Origin of the sequence: Streptomyces sp. NPDC099050, assembly GCF_044759865.1 — a bacterium.
Taxonomy (GTDB): Bacteria; Actinomycetota; Actinomycetes; order Streptomycetales; family Streptomycetaceae; genus Streptomyces.
In genome coordinates, this window is the sequence record NZ_JBIWAE010000006.1 from 179455 (window position 1) to 194905 (window position 15451).

17 protein-coding genes are annotated in these 15451 nt (G+C 72.4%); 7 read left to right on the forward strand and 10 right to left on the reverse strand.

All coding sequences use genetic code 11. The annotated features are described in order from the left end of the window. Positions 1-61 precede the first annotated feature (61 nt). On the reverse strand, positions 62-1369 hold the full coding sequence (locus ACIQV3_RS12945) for a magnesium transporter MgtE N-terminal domain-containing protein (RefSeq protein WP_403712453.1): 1308 nt from the start codon (positions 1367-1369) through the stop codon (positions 62-64). 268 nt (positions 1370-1637) lie between these two features. Between ACIQV3_RS12945 and ACIQV3_RS12950 the strand changes: the two genes are divergently transcribed. Next, positions 1638-2420: a hypothetical protein gene (locus tag ACIQV3_RS12950; protein WP_403712454.1), complete on the forward strand. Its 783-nt coding sequence runs from the start codon at positions 1638-1640 to the stop codon at positions 2418-2420. On the opposite strand, the gene ACIQV3_RS12955 is transcribed toward ACIQV3_RS12950, so the two are convergent. Continuing rightward, positions 2417-2926 carry a hypothetical protein gene (locus tag ACIQV3_RS12955; RefSeq protein ID WP_403712455.1) on the reverse strand — a complete coding sequence of 170 codons (510 nt, stop codon included), beginning with the start codon at positions 2924-2926 and terminating at the stop codon, positions 2417-2419. The two genes, ACIQV3_RS12950 and ACIQV3_RS12955, sit on opposite strands and share 4 nt — an antisense overlap. Before the next feature lie 110 nt (positions 2927-3036). Continuing rightward, entirely contained in the window at positions 3037-4161 is a 1125-nt protein-coding gene (locus ACIQV3_RS12960) for a magnesium and cobalt transport protein CorA (protein ID WP_403712456.1), read from the reverse strand. 430 nt (positions 4162-4591) lie between these two features. On the opposite strand from ACIQV3_RS12960, the gene ACIQV3_RS12965 reads away from it, so the two are divergent. From ACIQV3_RS12965 to ACIQV3_RS12980, 4 genes are all read left to right on the forward strand, one after another. Further along, on the forward strand, positions 4592-5176 hold the full coding sequence (locus ACIQV3_RS12965; RefSeq protein WP_403712457.1) for a suppressor of fused domain protein: 585 nt from the start codon (positions 4592-4594) through the stop codon (positions 5174-5176). 79 nt (positions 5177-5255) lie between these two features. Beyond that, entirely contained in the window at positions 5256-5897 is a 642-nt protein-coding gene (locus tag ACIQV3_RS12970; protein WP_403712458.1) for a DUF6758 family protein, read from the forward strand. A 216-nt stretch (positions 5898-6113) separates the two neighbouring features. After that, a complete protein-coding gene (locus ACIQV3_RS12975) occupies positions 6114-6980 on the forward strand; it encodes a PHP domain-containing protein (protein ID WP_403712459.1) in 867 nt (288 codons plus the stop codon). A gap of 67 nt (positions 6981-7047) precedes the next feature. Next, positions 7048-7653 carry a MarC family protein gene (locus ACIQV3_RS12980; RefSeq protein WP_403712460.1) on the forward strand — a complete coding sequence of 202 codons (606 nt, stop codon included), beginning with the start codon at positions 7048-7050 and terminating at the stop codon, positions 7651-7653. A 74-nt stretch (positions 7654-7727) separates the two neighbouring features. Here the strand turns inward: ACIQV3_RS12980 and ACIQV3_RS12985 are convergent, their stop codons facing one another. From ACIQV3_RS12985 to ACIQV3_RS12995, 3 genes are all read right to left on the reverse strand, one after another. Next, positions 7728-7880, reverse strand: a complete 153-nt coding sequence (locus ACIQV3_RS12985; RefSeq protein ID WP_403712461.1) for a hypothetical protein — start codon at positions 7878-7880, stop codon at positions 7728-7730. 101 nt (positions 7881-7981) lie between these two features. Continuing rightward, positions 7982-8875 carry an alpha/beta fold hydrolase gene (locus ACIQV3_RS12990; protein ID WP_403712462.1) on the reverse strand — a complete coding sequence of 298 codons (894 nt, stop codon included), beginning with the start codon at positions 8873-8875 and terminating at the stop codon, positions 7982-7984. A gap of 106 nt (positions 8876-8981) precedes the next feature. Then, positions 8982-11078, reverse strand: coding sequence for a DEAD/DEAH box helicase (locus tag ACIQV3_RS12995; protein WP_403712463.1), 2097 nt, complete (start codon positions 11076-11078; stop codon positions 8982-8984). A gap of 465 nt (positions 11079-11543) precedes the next feature. Here ACIQV3_RS12995 and ACIQV3_RS13000 point away from each other — a divergent pair, with 465 nt between their 5' ends. Then, positions 11544-12302 carry a ferritin-like fold-containing protein gene (locus ACIQV3_RS13000; protein WP_403712464.1) on the forward strand — a complete coding sequence of 253 codons (759 nt, stop codon included), beginning with the start codon at positions 11544-11546 and terminating at the stop codon, positions 12300-12302. Positions 12303-12385: 83 nt separating this feature from the next. Here ACIQV3_RS13000 and ACIQV3_RS13005 read toward each other — a convergent pair whose 3' ends face one another. The 4 genes from ACIQV3_RS13005 to ACIQV3_RS13020 form a co-directional block, all read right to left on the reverse strand. Beyond that, entirely contained in the window at positions 12386-12688 is a 303-nt protein-coding gene (locus tag ACIQV3_RS13005) for a hypothetical protein (RefSeq protein WP_403712465.1), read from the reverse strand. 172 nt (positions 12689-12860) lie between these two features. Beyond that, positions 12861-13088: a DUF3107 domain-containing protein gene (locus ACIQV3_RS13010; RefSeq protein WP_250741766.1), complete on the reverse strand. Its 228-nt coding sequence runs from the start codon at positions 13086-13088 to the stop codon at positions 12861-12863. Between the two features lie 173 nt (positions 13089-13261). Next, on the reverse strand, positions 13262-13900 hold the full coding sequence (locus ACIQV3_RS13015) for a TetR family transcriptional regulator (protein ID WP_403712466.1): 639 nt from the start codon (positions 13898-13900) through the stop codon (positions 13262-13264). Between the two features lie 146 nt (positions 13901-14046). Continuing rightward, entirely contained in the window at positions 14047-14262 is a 216-nt protein-coding gene (locus tag ACIQV3_RS13020; RefSeq protein WP_403712467.1) for a hypothetical protein, read from the reverse strand. Positions 14263-14388: 126 nt separating this feature from the next. Here ACIQV3_RS13020 and ACIQV3_RS13025 point away from each other — a divergent pair, with 126 nt between their 5' ends. After that, the gene (locus ACIQV3_RS13025; protein WP_403712468.1) at positions 14389-15447 is read left to right on the forward strand and encodes an alpha/beta fold hydrolase; all 1059 of its coding nucleotides are present in this window, start codon (positions 14389-14391) and stop codon (positions 15445-15447) included. Positions 15448-15451 lie beyond the last annotated feature (4 nt).

Below are 15451 nucleotides of genomic sequence, written 5' to 3' on the forward strand. Positions count from 1 at the left end.
CTCGCGCCGCTCCCGGATCTGCTCCCTGCGCCGCTCGCGCGGCTGCTCGCCGCGCCCCCGATCAGTCCCCACGGAGGGCCCCTTCCGCACGCTCGGAATCCTCGGGACCCCCGGGGCCCTCCGAATGGAAGTCCGTCTCCCGCCAGTCGTCCGGCAGCAGGTGGTCCAGTACGTCGTCCACGGTGACCGCGCCCAGCAGCGACCCGCTCTCGTCGACGACCGGGACCGCCACCATGTTGTACGCGGCCAGGTAGCTGGTCACCACCGGCAGCGAGGCGTCCGGCCGCAGCGGCGCCAGGCCCGTGTCCACGATCGAGCTGACCAGGGTGAACGGCGGATCGCGCAGCAGCCGCTGGAAGTGCACCGTGCCCAGGTACTTGCCCGTCGGCGTCTCGTCCGGCGGCCGGCACACGTACACCTGCGCCGCCAGCGCCGGCGACAGGTCCGACTGCCGTACGCGGGCCAGCGCGTCGGCGACCGTCGCGTCGGGGCGCAGCACGATCGGCTCCGTGGTCATCAGACCGCCCGCGGTGTTCTCCTCGTACGACAGCAGGCGCCGCACGTCGGCGGCGTCGTCCGGCCGCATCAGCGTCAGCAGCCGCTCCTTGTCGTCCTCCGGCAGCTCGGAGAGCAGGTCGGCCGCGTCGTCCGGGTCCATCGCCTCCAGGACGTCGGCCGCGCGCTCCTCCTTCAGCTTCCCGAGGATCTCCACCTGCTCGTCCTCGGGCAGCTCCTCCATGACGTCCGCGAGCCGGTCGTCGTCGAGGGCGCTCGCCACCTCGGCGCGCCGCTTCGGCGTCAGGTGGTGCAGGACGTTCGCCACGTCCGCGGGGCGCATCTGCTCGAAGGTGGCGACCAGGTTCTCGGCGCCCTGCCCGTGCTCCTCCAGCGAGAAGCCCGTCACCGCCGACCACTCCACGGTCAGGGTCTCGCCGCGCCGCCGCAGCGCGCCCGCCTTGCCCTTCCGTACGAAGATCCGGTCGATCTCCCAGTCGCGCCGGGCCGGCAGCTGCTGGATGGCCACGTCCAGGACGGTGACCTCCTCGTCGTCCGCGACCAGGCGCACCCGCCGGTCCAGCAGTTCGCCGAGGATCAGCCGCTCGGTGGGGCGCTGCTCGAAGCGCCGCATGTTGACCACGCCGGTGGTGATCACCTGGCCGGACTCGACGCCCGTCACGCGGGTCATCGGCAGGAAGATCCGGCGCCGGCTGACCACCTCGACCACCAGGCCGAGCAGCCGGGGCGGCCGGCCGCCGACACGGAGCATCGCGACGAGGTCGCGGACCCGTCCCACCTGGTCGCCGTTGGGGTCGAAGACGGGCACACCCGAGAGATGCGAGACGAAGATCCTTGGGGCGCCTGCCGCCATCCGAGCGCCTCCTACGAGCTGCGTCATCCGTCGATCACCGGTACTGCCGTCCCTCAGGTTAGCCCGTGCCGCACGCAACCTCCTGGTGGGGCCGTCCGCCCGGGCATCCCCCCGGCGGCCGAGCGGGCCCCCCGGGCCGCCCGCGCACCGCCCACGCGGCCTCCGCACGTGCGTCCCCACGAGCTGCGTACGGGTGCCGCGCGGGGGTCCGCGTACGGGCGGGTACGCTGCCAGCTGCTCGCCGACGCAACGAGAGGGGCACCTGCCCGTGACCGCCTATTTCCCCGCCCCGCGGCTGCGCCGGGCCGCCTTCGTCAGTGCCCTGTGCGCGGGCCTGGCCGTCGTCGGCACGGGGTGCGGAGCGGACCCCGACGAGGGGACGAACGGAGTCGGGAAGCTGTCCGCCGAGCAGATCGAGGACAAGGCGAAGACGGCCGCCACCGGGGCGCAGTCGGTCCATCTCTCCGGCACGCTCGTCAGCGGGGGCAAGTCCTTCACGCTGGACATGCGGCTCGGGGCGGACGGCGGCTCCGGCGAGGTGAAGTCCCAGGACGACACCACCTTCCAGCTGCTGCGGGTCGGGGAGCAGCTCTACCTCAAGGCGGGCGCCGCGTTCTGGGGCCAGTCCGAGGCGGCCGGCAAGCTCGGCGACAAGTTCGTCAAGGTGCCCGAGGGCGACCCCTCCTACAAGCAGTTCCGCGGGTTCACCGACATGCAGGTCATGCTCGACGGGCTGCTCGGACTCGAGGGGAAGCTCACCAAGGGCGAGGACTACACCAAGGTCGGGCTCACCCGGGCCGTCCAGGTCTCGGCGGACAAGGGCAGGGGCGGCAAGCTCTCGGTCTCCCTGGAGGGCACCCCCTACCCGCTTCTCATGGAACGCGCGGGCGGCGCGGGCCGGGTGACCCTCGCGGAATGGGGCGCGCCCGTCGAACTCACCGCGCCCGCGCCGGACCAGACGGTGGACTACGGGTCCGAGCTGCCCACGACCAAGGAGCAGGCGGGCGGCTCCGGCCAGGGCTCGGGCCAGGGCGCCAACCCGCAGGGCTAGGGCCTCTTCTTCCGCTTCAGCAGCAGCTTCGGCAGCCCGGCCGGGATGGGCCGCCGGGTCGTCGCGGGGGAGCCCAGCGCAGCCGCCGCCAGCGAGCCTTCGGGGAGGTCGGTCCGGACCGACTCCGGCTCCAGGCGCAGCAGCCGGCACTCCCGCGCCCAGCGCCCGGTCATCTCGGCGGAGTCGGGCGCGTTGAGCCGCTTGCCCTTGAGTTCGGCCACCGCGGCCTCCCAGGGCTCGCTGCCGGGCACGAGCTCGCGTACGGTCGCCGTCCACGCGACGAGCCGGCCGCCCTTGTCCTTGCTGCGCACGGTCACCTCCGCCGCCGCGCCGTCCGCGAGCCCCGGGAACGGCTGCTCCCCGGGCCCGTCGCCGAGCACGTGCGCCGCGCCGTCCACCCAGGCGTGCCACAGGCCGCGGTCGGCCCCGGAGCCGCGGACCCAGATGAGGCCGGACTTCTTGGTGGCCTCCTCGACGAGGGCCAGATCGAGCGCGCTGAGAGTCATGCGCACAGGGTAGCCAGCGGTCCCCGGGCCCTCACAGCCAGTGCGCTCGGAGCCGGTGCGCTCACAGCCGGTGCGCTCACAGCCAGTGCGCTCGGAGGCAGTAGTGGCCTTCAGAGCCAGCCGTTGCGCCGCAGGGCCCGGTGGATGGTGAAGCAGGTCCCGGCGATGGTGGCCATCACCATCGGATAGCCGTAGCGCCACTGGAGCTCAGGCATGTGCTCGAAGTTCATCCCGTACACCCCGCAGATCATCGTGGGCACGGCGATGATCGCCGCCCAGGAAGTGATCTTGCGCATGTCCTCGTTCTGCGCGACGGTCGCCTGTGCCAGGTTGGCCTGGAGGATGGAGTTCAGCAGCTCGTCGAAGCCGACGACCTGCTCGTGCACCCGGGCCAGGTGGTCGGCGACGTCGCGGAAGTACTTCTGGATGTCGGGCTCCACCAGCCGCATCGGCCGCTCGCTGAGCAGCTCCATGGGGCGCAGCAGCGGCGAGACGGCCCGCTTGAACTCCAGCACCTCGCGCTTGAGCTGGTAGATGCGGCCCGCGTCGCCGCCGCGCGCACTGCCCTTGGCGGGGGCGGCGAAGACCTCGCTCTCCACCTCGTCGATGTCGTCCTGCACGGCCGCGGCGACGGCGATGTACCCGTCGACCACGTGGTCCGCGAGGGAGTGCAGGACGGCGGAGGGGCCCTTGGCGAGGAGCGCCGGGTCGTCCTGGAGACGGTGGCGCAGGCCCTTGAGGGAGCCGTGCCCGCCGTGCCGGACGGTGATGACGAAGTCGGGGCCGGTGAAGCACATCACCTCGCCGGTCTCCACCACCTCGCTGGTGGCGGTGAGTTCGGCGTGCTCGACGTAGTGGATCGTCTTGAAGACGGTGAAGAGGGTGTCGTCGTAGCGCTCCAGCTTCGGCCGCTGGTGCGCGTGCACCGCGTCCTCCACCGCGAGCGGGTGCAGCCCGAACACCGCGGCGATCCCGGCGAACTCGGCCTCCGTCGGCTCGTGCAGGCCGATCCACGCGAAACCGCCGTCCTCGCGGACCTCGCGCAGCGCCTCGCGGGGCGTCAGACAGGAGGCGCCCCGCGCGCGCCCGCCGCGCCGCCCGTCGCGGTAGACGGCGCAGTCGACCACCGCGCTGTTCGCGGACGGGTCCCGGGTGGTGTCGTAGCCGGGCTGGGCCGGCGTGGACCTGCGCAGCGCGGGGCGGACGGCGGCACGGAGGTAGGGCAGCATCGACATGGCAGGCTCCTTCGCGCGCACGGCTGCGGACCGTACGGGTGGGAGGTCCTTCCGGATGACACGCTCACCGCGGTCGGCGGGCCGGGCGGGCAGGCGGAAGGATCAGGACGGGAGGACACAGTTCTTCCGTCGCTCTTCGACCGATCCGGCGTGCGATCCGGCGTGTCGATTCAAAGACGCGCGGATCAAAGGGGGCGCGGCGCGCCCGTCGGCGAAGTGGAAGAGCGAGAGGTACCGCACGTACTGTGCGATCGACTTCGATGCACCGCAGCCCCACCTCCTCCGGCCGGTCCCCCGTAGGGGACGTCCTGTCGCCGGGGCACTGAAACTTCTCTTCTGAGAGCGTCCCCGACCAACGGTCAACGATATCAGCCGACGGATGGTCAAGAGCCGCTCTTTACCCGGCTGATACGAGTTCTATGCTCGCTCCATGGCAGAAATTCTGGCCCTTGTGGAAGCCCGGCTGCGCGCCGCGCTCGGCGAACCCGACGCCCGCGCCGCCGTCACCTTCCTGGGCACCGACCGTTTCGAAGTCCTCCGCTTCACCGAGGGCGACCTCGTGCGGTACGCGACCCTCGGCATGTCCGCCCAGCCCATGGCCGACCCCACGGTGGTGGTCGCGGACCCGCTGCGCGGCCCGCGCGCGGAGCTGGTGCTGACCGTACGGAGCGGGCTCGCGCCCACCGACAAGCTGCTGCGGCCACTGGCCGTACTGGCGGCGTCGCCCCAGGTGGAAGGGCTCGTCGTGGCGCCCGGCGCCTCACTGGACGTGGGTGAACCCCTGTGGGACGGGGCGCCGTTCACCTCCGTGCTCGTCGCGGAGCCCGGCGGCCTGGTCGAGGACGTCGTCCTGGACGACCCCATGGACCCGGTTTCCTTCTTCCCCCTCCTGCCGATGACGGCGAACGAGGCGGCGTGGAAACGCGTCCACGGCGCGGCCGCCCTCCAGGAACGCTGGCTCGCGCGCGGCACGGATCTGCGGGACCCTCTGCGTACGGCAGTCGCACTGGACTGACCATCCGGCCGCCGCCCGGTCGCCCGGACAGGTGAGCACGTCTTGACGGGGCGCGCGGCGGGGAGGAGCGTGGCTTCTTATGAGGGGCGAACCGAGTTGCCCGAAGTGTGGTGGCCGGGTCAGGGCGCCCGGTCTGTTCGCCGACTCCTGGCAGTGCGCGGTGCACGGTACCGTCCACCCCTTGCAGCCCGTGATCCCGCCGAGCGTCGAAGGCCTCGGCGTGGTGGTGAACCGGGCTCAGGTGCCGGTCTGGATGCCCTGGCCGCTGCCCGTCGGCTGGCTGTTCACCGGGATCGCCTCCGCGGGTGACGACCGCAGTGGCGGTCGGGCCACCGCCGTGGCCTGCTCGGGTCCCGGTCCGCTCGGCGGTCTCGGCGAGCTGCTGCTGATCGCCGAGGAGCTGGGCGTCGGACTGGGCGCGCGGTTCGCCGGCCTCGACGCCCCCGACCCGGGCCCCTTCATGAACGTCTCCGCCCCGCCGCACACCAAGGTGGTCGCCGCCGGGCGTCCGACACCGCTCTGGCACGTCACCGGCGTCCCCGAGGACCGGGCCGTCTTCGCGGGCGAGGCGCGCGGGCTGTGGCTGTGGGCGATCGTCTGGCCGGAGCAGTCGGGCCTGCTGATGTACGACGAGCTGGTGCTGACCGATCTGCGCGACGCGGGATCCGAGGTCGAGCTGCTGCCGTGCGGAGCCCTGAGCCCGCGCATTTTGTCCTCTTGACGCGCCGCTCGCGCGGCTCGGCCCCGGCGGGCCTCCCCGGCTTCGCGGCGCTGCGCCGGACTCCGTCCGGCGGTCCCCGGTGCGGGCCGTCCTGCGGTCTCCGGCGCGGCCGGTCCCGCGCTCTCCGGCGCGGCCGGTCCGGTGGGCCCGTAGCGGGAAAAGCGGACGGTATCCTGGAGTGTCCCCCCGTCCGCGTGTGAACCCTGGAGTTCGGCTGTGCGCATCGATCTGCACGCCCACTCCACGGCCTCCGACGGTACGGACACCCCCGCCGAGCTGGTGCGCAATGCCGCCGGTGCGGGGCTCGACGTGGTGGCGCTGACCGACCACGACACCGTCGCCGGATACCGCGAGGCCGTCGCCGCGCTGCCCGCGGGGCTGACCCTGGTGACCGGCGCGGAGCTGAGCTGCCGTCTCGACGGCATCGGCATGCACATGCTGGCGTACCTCTTCGACCCGGAGGAGCCCGAGCTCTTCCGGGAGCGGGAACTCGTGCGCGACGACCGCGTCCCGCGCGCGCGGGCCATGGTGGGCAAGCTGCGGGACCTCGGCGTGGAGATCACCTGGGAGCACGTGGACCGGATCGCCGGCGAAGGCTCCGTGGGCCGTCCGCACATCGCCGCGGCCCTCGTCGAGCTGGGTGTCGTGCCCACCGTGTCGGACGCGTTCACCCCGTACTGGCTCGCCGACGGCGGCCGCGCGTACGCCGAGAAGCACGAGCTCGATCCCTTCGACGCGATCCGCCTGGTCAAGGCGGCCGGCGGGGTCACCGTCTTCGCCCACCCCGCCGCCGTCAAGCGCGGCACCTGCGTGCCCGAGAGCGCGATAGCCGCCCTCGCGGCGGCCGGCCTCGACGGCATCGAGGTCGACCACATGGACCACGACGACGCCACCCGCGCGCGCCTGCGCGGCGTGGCCGCCGATCTCGGTCTGCTGACCACCGGGTCCAGCGATTACCACGGCAGCCGCAAGACCTGCCGCCTCGGGGAGTACACGACCGACCCCGAGATCTACGGCGAGATCACCCGCCGTGCCACCGGGGCGTTCCCGGTCCCCGGCGCGGGTGGACGCGTACGCGGCTGACCGCTGTCGCCGCTCCCTCCCCCCTCTGCCCTTTCTTCGTGACACCCCTCTCCTGCAAGGCATCACTGTGCTCGATTTCGCCGTCTTCGGATCCCTCTTTCTCACGCTTTTTGTGATTATGGACCCCCCGGGGATCACGCCCATCTTCCTCGCGCTGACCTCCGGCCGCCCCACCAAGGTGCAGCGCCGCATGGCCTGGCAGGCCGTCTGCGTCGCCTTCGGCGTCATCGCCGTCTTCGGCATCTGCGGCCAGCAGATCCTCGACTACCTGCACGTCTCCGTGCCGGCCCTGATGATCGCGGGCGGGCTGCTGCTCCTGCTCATCGCGCTCGACCTGCTCACCGGCAAGACCGACGAGCCGAAGCAGACCAAGGACGTGAACGTCGCGCTCGTCCCGCTCGGGATGCCGCTGCTCGCCGGGCCCGGCGCGATCGTCTCGGTGATCCTGGCGGTGCAGAAGGCCGACGGGGTCACCGGTCAGTTCTCCGTCTGGGCCGCGATCGTCGCGATGCACGTCGTGCTGTGGGTGGTGATGCGCTACTCGCTCGTCATCATCCGCGTGATCAAGGACGGCGGCGTGGTCCTCGTGACACGCCTGGCGGGCATGATGCTGTCCGCGATCGCCGTCCAGCAGATCATCAACGGCGTGCTCCAGGTGATCGAGAGCGCCTAGCGGCGACCGCCGCACACGCGAACGCCCCCGCACCGGGATCGGTGCGGGGGCGTTCGGCGAATAGGTGGACGCGGTCAGTTGGACACGGTCTCAGCCGGTCGGATCAGGATGCGCTGGCCTACGGCCGCGGCCTGCTGCACGATCCGGTTGACGGAGGCCGCGTCCACGACGGTGCTGTCCATGGCGGATCCGTCGACGTCGTCCAGGCGCAGAATCTCGAAGCGCATGGGGCTTCTCCCTTCGTCAGTGTTTCTTCCTTGTACAGGGTTAACGAAGTGTAAGCCGCAAACATTCCCTACGCTAAGGAAATTTTTTCCTTGTCTAACTACTAACGGGTATCGGAGACGTCAGAGGACGCCTCGGAGGCCCGCCAGAACGCCGTCAGAGCGGCCGCCGTGGCCGCCGGATCCTCGGCGTTCGGGGAGTGTTCCGTCCCCGGGATCACCACCCGCGCCGCGCCCAGCCGGCGCGCCATCGCGTCCATCTCCGACACCGGCCACACCGGGTCCGACTCCCCGGACAGCACCAGCTTCGCCAGTCCGGGCGCCGCGGCGGCGAGCTCGTCGATCCGGTCCGGCTCCTCGATCAGCGCCCGGCCCGTGACCACCAGCTGCTCGGGTACGGTCCCGCACCAGCGTGCGCGCAGGAAGGCCACCAGGGCCGGGTCCTCGGGCGGCGCGTCGCGCGGATCCATGGCGCGCATGGCCGCCCAGATGCCCGGCATGTCGTCGCCCATCGCCTCCAGCGCCGAGATCAGCAGCTTCGTACGGCCCTGCTGTTCCGCGCAGACCGCGCCCGGGCCGCTGCTCAGCAGCGTGAGGCCGGCGTACGGGGCCGGGTCGCGGACCACGGCCGCCCGGACGATCAGCCCGCCCAGCGAATGCCCGAGCAGGTGCACCGGACCGGCCGCGCCCAGGGCGGCGGTCTGCGCGAGGACGTCCCCCGCCAGTTCCGCCAGGGCGTACGGGGCTCGCGTGCGCGGGCCGCCGCTCTCGTGCTGCCCGCGGCCGTCGACGGCGACCACCCGGTACCCGGCGGCGGCCAGCGGTCCGAGGAGGCCGATGAAGTCCTCCTTGCTGCCGGTGTAGCCGGGCACCAGCAGGGCCGTGCCGCGGGCCGGCCCGGCGGGCACGGCCTCGTGCGCGGCGAACTCGCCGCGGGCCGTGGCCAGGCGGTACGCGCGGGCACAGGGCGGGAGCGTGAGGGTCGGCGGCTTGCTCATGGCCCGAGGTTACCGGCCCGTACGCCCGTACGGGAGCTCCGCGCGGATCCGGGTACGCCGATGGCCCCGGCCCCCTCGGAAGGGGACCGGGGCCATCGGAAGGGCGTTACGCCTCCGGGGTCTCCACGGCGGCGACGGCCTTGCGGGTCCGCGTGCGCTTCGGCTTGACCGGAGCCTCCTCGGCGGCCGGAGCGGCGGCCTCGGCGGCCGGAGCCTCCGGGGCGGCGGCCGCGACCTTGCGGGTGCGGGTGCGCTTCGGCTTGACCGGAGCCTCCTCCGCCACCGGAGCGGCGGCTTCGGCGACGACCTCGGCGGCCGGGGCGGCAGCGGCGACCTTGCGGGTCCGCGTGCGCTTCGGCTTGACCGGAGCCTCTTCGGCGACCGCGACGGCGGCGGCGACGACCGGAGCGACCGGCGCCTCGACCACGGCGGCCTGCGCCACGACCTCGGCCTCCGGGGCGGCGACCGGAGCGGCCGCGGCCTTGCGGGGGGCGCGGGCACGCGGGGCGCTGGATCGGGGCGCGCTGGAGCGGGGTGCGCTGGTGCGGCGCTCCCGGACCGGCTCGACCATCGGGGCCATCTGGAAGTCGGGCTCGGGCTCCACGACGAACGGGGCCAGGGGCTCCAGCGCCGCCGCGGGGGCGACGAAGGTGGCTGCCGGAGCGGCCGACCGGGTCCGGCGACGGCGCGGCTTGCGCGCCTCGTCGGAGGCCGGAGCCTCGGGGGCCGAGGCCTCCGGCGCGGCGACCGCCGCGACGGGGCTGACCGGGCTGACCGGGGCGGCCTCGGCGGTCACCGGGGTCAGGAGCTCGGCGCCCTGGTCCGAGCCGCCACGGGTACGGCGGCGCTGGCGCGGGGCACGGGCGGCACGCTCCTCGGCGGCGACCGGGGCGGCGACCGGGGCGGCGACCGGGGCGGCGGCACCGCGGCCACCGTCACGCCCACCGTCGCGGCCACGCTCACGGCCGGAGTCACGACCGCCGTCGCGACCGCCACGGCCACCGCGGCCGCCGGTCTCGCCCAGGTCTTCCAGGTTCTCGGCCTTCAGGCCGGCCCGCGTGCGGTCGGCGCGCGGCAGAACACCCTTGGTCCCGGCCGGAATGTTCATCTGCTCGTACAGGTGCGGGGACGTGGAGTACGTCTCCACCGGGTCGTGGAAGTCCAGCTCCAGCGCCTTGTTGATCAGCTGCCAGCGCGGGATGTCGTCCCAGTCGACCAGGGTGACGGCGATGCCCTTCTTGCCCGCGCGGCCGGTGCGGCCCACGCGGTGCAGGAAGGTCTTCTCGTCCTCGGGCGTCTGGTAGTTGATGACGTGGGTGACACCCTCGACATCGATGCCGCGCGCGGCGACGTCGGTGCAGACCAGCACGTCGACCTTGCCGTTGCGGAAGGCGCGCAGCGCCTGCTCGCGGGCGCCCTGGCCCAGGTCGCCGTGGACGGCGCCGGAGGCGAAGCCGCGCTTCTCGAGCTGCTCGGCGATGTCGGCCGCGGTGCGCTTGGTGCGGCAGAAGATCATGGCGAGCCCGCGGCCTTCGGCCTGCAGGATGCGGGAGACGAGCTCCGGCTTGTCCATGTTGTGCGCACGGAAGACGTGCTGCGTGGTGTTGGCGACGGTCGCGCCCTCGCCGTCCTCCGAGACGGCGCGGATGTGCGTCGGCTGCGTCATGTAGCGGCGGGCCAGTCCGATGACGGCGCCCGGCATGGTCGCCGAGAACAGCATCGTCTGACGCTTGGCCGGCAGGTAGCTCATGATCCGCTCGACGTCGGGCAGGAAGCCCAGGTCGAGCATCTCGTCGGCCTCGTCGAGGACGAGGGCCTTGACCTTGGAGAGGTCGAGCTTCTTCTGCCCGGCCAGGTCGAGCAGGCGGCCCGGGGTGCCGACGATGACGTCGACGCCCTTCTTGAGCGCCTCGACCTGGGGCTCGTACGCGCGGCCGCCGTATATGGCGAGGACGCGGACGTTGCGGACCTTGCCCGCGGTGAGAAGGTCGTTGGTGACCTGGGTGCAGAGCTCGCGGGTCGGAACCACCACGAGGGCCTGCGGGGCGTCGGTCAGCTGATCCGGCGTGGAGCGGCCGGCCTCGACGTCCGCGGGCACGACGACGCGCTCCAGCAGGGGGAGGCCGAAACCGAGCGTCTTGCCGGTACCGGTCTTGGCCTGGCCGATGACGTCCGTGCCGGACATGGCGACGGGGAGGGTCATCTCCTGGATCGGGAAGGGGGACACAATGCCGACGGCCTCAAGGGCTTCGGCCGTCTCGGGAAAGATCCCGAGGTCTCGGAACGTAGTCAGGGTGCTGCCTCTTCTGTGAGACGCGGCGCGAGGCGGCGAAGGGGGTCGTACCGTGCCGGGCTTGCAGTACTACGACGTACATACGAAGCTGCGCGGGACCACTAGCCATCGCTCAGGCGCTTTATGCCGCTGAGGGGGCCCCTCGTGGGAGGCGGTACGTATGAACGTACGCATCACGCCGAGGGCGGTCGGGTGGAGCCGATCGGGCCACCGACCGGGCATCCTCATTCGGATGGCCCGCCGAGTGTTCGGCAGGCGCATTACCACTGTACCCCGGAATCTCGCAGCTGTGTCGGGTGAATTCACCAGGTAGGCGCGTTTACGTGGACTGAGCAGGTGGTTCACGGTGCCTTTCGGCGAGCTATTGTGCGGTGCATGTCGACCGTTGAAAACGCATCGCCCGCCGACGAAAGCGCCCCCGCCGAGGCAGCCGGCATCGCCGCCCAGGACTGGGCCACGGCCTCCGCCACGCCGCAGTACCGGGCCGCCGTGGTGGATCTGCTCGGTGCGCTCGCGTACGGCGAACTCGCGGCCTTCGAACGCCTCGCGGAGGACGCGAAGCTCGCGCCCACCCTCGGGGACAAGGCCGAGCTCGCGAAAATGGCCTCCGCCGAGTTCCACCACTTCGAGCGCCTGCGCGACCGGCTCACCGCGATCGACGAGGACGCCACCGCCGCGATGGAGCCCTTCGCGAAGGGCGTCGACGACTTCCACCGCCAGACCGCGCCGTCGGACTGGCTGGAGGGCCTGGTCAAGGCGTACGTCGGCGACTCCATCGCCAGCGACTTCTACCGCGAGGTGGCCACCCACCTCGACACCGACACCCGCGGGCTCGTCGTGAGCGTGCTCGACGACACCGGCCACGGCGGTTTCGCCGTCGAGAAGGTGCGCGCCGCCATCGAGGCCGACCCGCGCTGCGGCGGCCGGCTCGCCCTGTGGGCCCGCCGGCTGATGGGCGAGGCCCTGTCGCAGGCCCAGCGCGTGGTCGCCGAGCGCGACGCGCTCTCCACCATGCTGGTCGGCGGCGTGGACGGGATGGCGGCCGGCTTCGACCTGGCGGCCGTCGGCGAGATGTTCACCCGGATCACCAAGGCGCACACCAAGCGCATGGCGGCCCTGGGCCTGGCGGCGTAGCCCGGTCCGACCGAGACGGACGTACGTCGGCCCCCGCGCGGAAGCTCCGCGCGGGGGCCGACGTCATCGGTCAGTGGGGGCGTCTAGCCCCGCGTCGGAACCGAAAACGGAGTCCTGACGGACGGCCTCGCAGTCCGGCCCGCGGGCCGCAGCAGCAGGGACAGGACCACCGCCGACACCAGGGCGCCGCCGATGAAGGTCGCGAAAAGGTTGTTGTGCCCGGGGCCCAGCGCGGTGTGCGTCAGATAGGCCCCGAAGAGGGCACCCGCCGCTCCGCTCACCAGCACCACCCGCGAGGAGGGCAGCCGCGGGCCGAGCACACGGACGGCCGCCCCGGCCAGGGCGAGGCCCAGGAGAGCGGAGCCGAGCGCCTCGATCAGCAGCATGGGGGTTCCTCTCGGACGGCGGATGGACCGGGTCGTACGGGGAGCGTGTCCTACAGCCGTCCTACCCGAAGCGGAGGAAACGAAAACGGCCCGGCGGAGTGGTCCACCGGGCCGTTCTCGGTACTTCTGGGTGCTGCCGGCTCCTGCGGAGTGCTTCGCAGAGCCGCTCGGCTCAGAGCGCGCCGAAGCCGACCTTGCGCACGCTGGGCTCGCCCAGGTCGACGTACGACAGGCGCTCGGACGGCACCAGGACCTTGCGGCCCTTGATGTCCGTGAGGCTCAGCAGCGGCGCCGAGCCGGACAGGGCGGCGGTGACGATGCTCTCCAGCTCCTCGGCACTCAGGTCGCTCTCGAGCACGATCTCCCGGGGTGCGTGCTGCACGCCGATCTTGACCTCCACGGCCTTGTCCCTCCGACGGTCCGGTTCGCGCGATCAGCCGCGCCGTTACCCGGTCCACATTAGCCCGGAGAGGGGACGTGTCCGCCGCGCGGCGGAAACGCTCGCAGCGAACAGCCGCCGGTCAGATGGGCGCAGACCGCCGCGGCCGGCCCGGCGAGCCGGGCCGGCCCGGGTCAGACGTCCGTCGGGTGCAGCGGGAAGCCGGCGATTCCGCGCCAGGCCAGCGAGGTCAGCAGTCCCACGGCGGTGTCACGGGCGACCGGGCTCTCGCTCGACAGCCAGTACCGGGCCACGACCTGCGAGACCCCGCCCAGGCCCACGGCCAGCAGCATCGACTCGTCCTTCGACAGACCGGTGTCCTCGGCGATGACGTCCGAGATGGCCTCGGCGCACTGCAGCGAGACGCGGTCGACGCGCTCGCGCACCGCCGGCTCGTTGGTCAGGTCCGACTCGAAGACCAGCCGGAAGGCGCCGCCCTCGTCCTGGACGTACGCGAAGTACGCGTCCATGGTCGCGGCGACGCGCATCTTGTTGTCGTTCGTCGAAGCGAGCGCGGTGCGCACGGCGAGCAGCAGGGCCTCGCAGTGCTGGTCCAGGAGCGCCAGGTAGAGGTCGAGCTTGCCGGGGAAGTGCTGGTAGAGCACCGGCTTGCTGACACCGGCACGCTCCGCGATGTCGTCCATGGCCGCAGCGTGGTAACCCTGCGCGACGAAGACCTCCTGGGCGGCGCCCAGGAGCTGGTTGCGCCGGGCCCGGCGCGGAAGTCGCGTGCCCCGCGGACGCGCTGCCTCGGTCTGCTCGATGGCTGTCACGCCGCCTCCCACTTTCTCTAGAACACAGTGCGCCTTGCGCCGCGCGGCCATCGTACTTTTCGGTAACCGAATCTGGTGGGTTCAAGCCGAGTTTTCTCGCGGTACGGACCGCCGGCGACCCGCCGGACGTGCTGGTCAGCGCTGGCTCAGCGGTAGTCGTCCTCGTCCAGGGTCACCACCCGGGTCTGCTCGGCCGCGTCCCCGTCGGAGGCTTCGCGCTGGCCCACGGGGGTGAGCGGATCGTCATCGACCGGATTCAACTCCGTGTTCTGCTCCGCCGCGTCCGCCTCGGGGGCTTCCACACCGAGGCTTTCCCGCAGCTCTGACTGGAAGGTGTCCGGTTCCGCAGGGTCGACAGTCATGGAGCACCCCTTTCCACTTCCACTTACGAGCCTAGGAGGCTCGCGCTTACCCCGCTAGGCAGTTCCGCAAGCATCTGTGACCGCGAACACAAGAGGAGCCGCGTGATGGTCTCGTAACATTGCCCCATGTCTTCGACCGAGCTGCCGGGTGTACGGTCCGCCGACCCCTCGTCCTCCGGCCAGTCCTCCCAGGTGGGAGCCGTGCGTCTGGCCGAAGGGGAGCAGCTGCGCACCGACCGGCTGCCCGGGCTGGAAATGAACGTACGGGTACGCCCCGCGGCACGTGCCGGTCTGCCGGCCGCGCTGTTCGTCCACGGGCTCGGCGGATCCTCGCAGAACTGGTCCGCGCTCATGGCGCGGCTGGAGGATTCCGTCGACGGCGAGGCCCTGGACCTGCCCGGCTTCGGCTGGTCCCCGCCGCCCGCCGACCGGGACTACACCGTCACCGGGCTCGCGCGCACCGTCATCCGCCACCTCGACGCCGCCGGGCGCGGACCGGTGCACCTGTTCGGGAACTCCCTCGGCGGGGCCGTCTCCACCCGGATCGCGGCCGTCCGGCCCGACCTGGTGCGCACGTTGACGCTGGTCTCCCCGGCCCTGCCCGAACTGCGCGTGCAGAAGTCGGCCGTGCCGACCGCGCTGCTCGCCGTACCCGGCATGGCCGGGGTCCTCGACCGGCTCACCCGCGGCCTGAGCGCGGAGCGGCGCACCCGGGGGCTGACGGACCTCCTGTACGGAGACCCCTCGCGGGTGAAGCCCGAGGTGTTCGAGGCGGCCGTCGAGGAAATGGAACGGCGGCTCGCGCTCCCGTACTTCTGGGACGCGATGACCCGTTCCTCGCGCGGCATCGTCGACGCGTACACCCTCGGCGGGCAGCACGGGCTGTGGCGCCAGGCACAGCGGGTGCTCGCTCCGACGCTGCTGGTCTACGGTGGCCGGGACCAGCTCGTCTCGTACCGTATGGCGCGCAAGGCCGCCGCGGCCTTCCCGGGTTCGCGGCTGCTCTGTCTGCCCGAGGCGGGACACGTGGCGATGATGGAGTACCCGGACGTGGTCGCGGCCGCCTTCCGGGAGCTGCTGGCCGCCGGCGCCGGCAGTGCGGACGGGGCGACCACCGTGCATGCGGTGGATACCGTGCACGTGCACGTGCACACCATGAACACCGAAGAGGACGGCAAGGGCTGAGGAC

Coding starts and splice junctions, on each gene's coding strand:
- ACIQV3_RS12945 (WP_403712453.1), bottom strand. CDS start 1,369: ATGGCGGCAGGCGCCCCAAGGATCTTCGTCTCGCATCTCTCGGGTGTG.
- ACIQV3_RS12955 (WP_403712455.1), bottom strand. CDS start 2,926: ATGACTCTCAGCGCGCTCGATCTGGCCCTCGTCGAGGAGGCCACCAAG.
- ACIQV3_RS12960 (WP_403712456.1), bottom strand. CDS start 4,161: ATGTCGATGCTGCCCTACCTCCGTGCCGCCGTCCGCCCCGCGCTGCGC.
- ACIQV3_RS12965 (WP_403712457.1), top strand. CDS start 4,592: ATGGCAGAAATTCTGGCCCTTGTGGAAGCCCGGCTGCGCGCCGCGCTC.
- ACIQV3_RS12970 (WP_403712458.1), top strand. CDS start 5,256: ATGAGGGGCGAACCGAGTTGCCCGAAGTGTGGTGGCCGGGTCAGGGCG.
- ACIQV3_RS12985 (WP_403712461.1), bottom strand. CDS start 7,880: ATGCGCTTCGAGATTCTGCGCCTGGACGACGTCGACGGATCCGCCATG.
- ACIQV3_RS12990 (WP_403712462.1), bottom strand. CDS start 8,875: ATGAGCAAGCCGCCGACCCTCACGCTCCCGCCCTGTGCCCGCGCGTAC.
- ACIQV3_RS12995 (WP_403712463.1), bottom strand. CDS start 11,078: ATGACCCTCCCCGTCGCCATGTCCGGCACGGACGTCATCGGCCAGGCC.
- ACIQV3_RS13000 (WP_403712464.1), top strand. CDS start 11,544: ATGTCGACCGTTGAAAACGCATCGCCCGCCGACGAAAGCGCCCCCGCC.
- ACIQV3_RS13005 (WP_403712465.1), bottom strand. CDS start 12,688: ATGCTGCTGATCGAGGCGCTCGGCTCCGCTCTCCTGGGCCTCGCCCTG.
- ACIQV3_RS13020 (WP_403712467.1), bottom strand. CDS start 14,262: ATGACTGTCGACCCTGCGGAACCGGACACCTTCCAGTCAGAGCTGCGG.
- ACIQV3_RS13025 (WP_403712468.1), top strand. CDS start 14,389: ATGTCTTCGACCGAGCTGCCGGGTGTACGGTCCGCCGACCCCTCGTCC.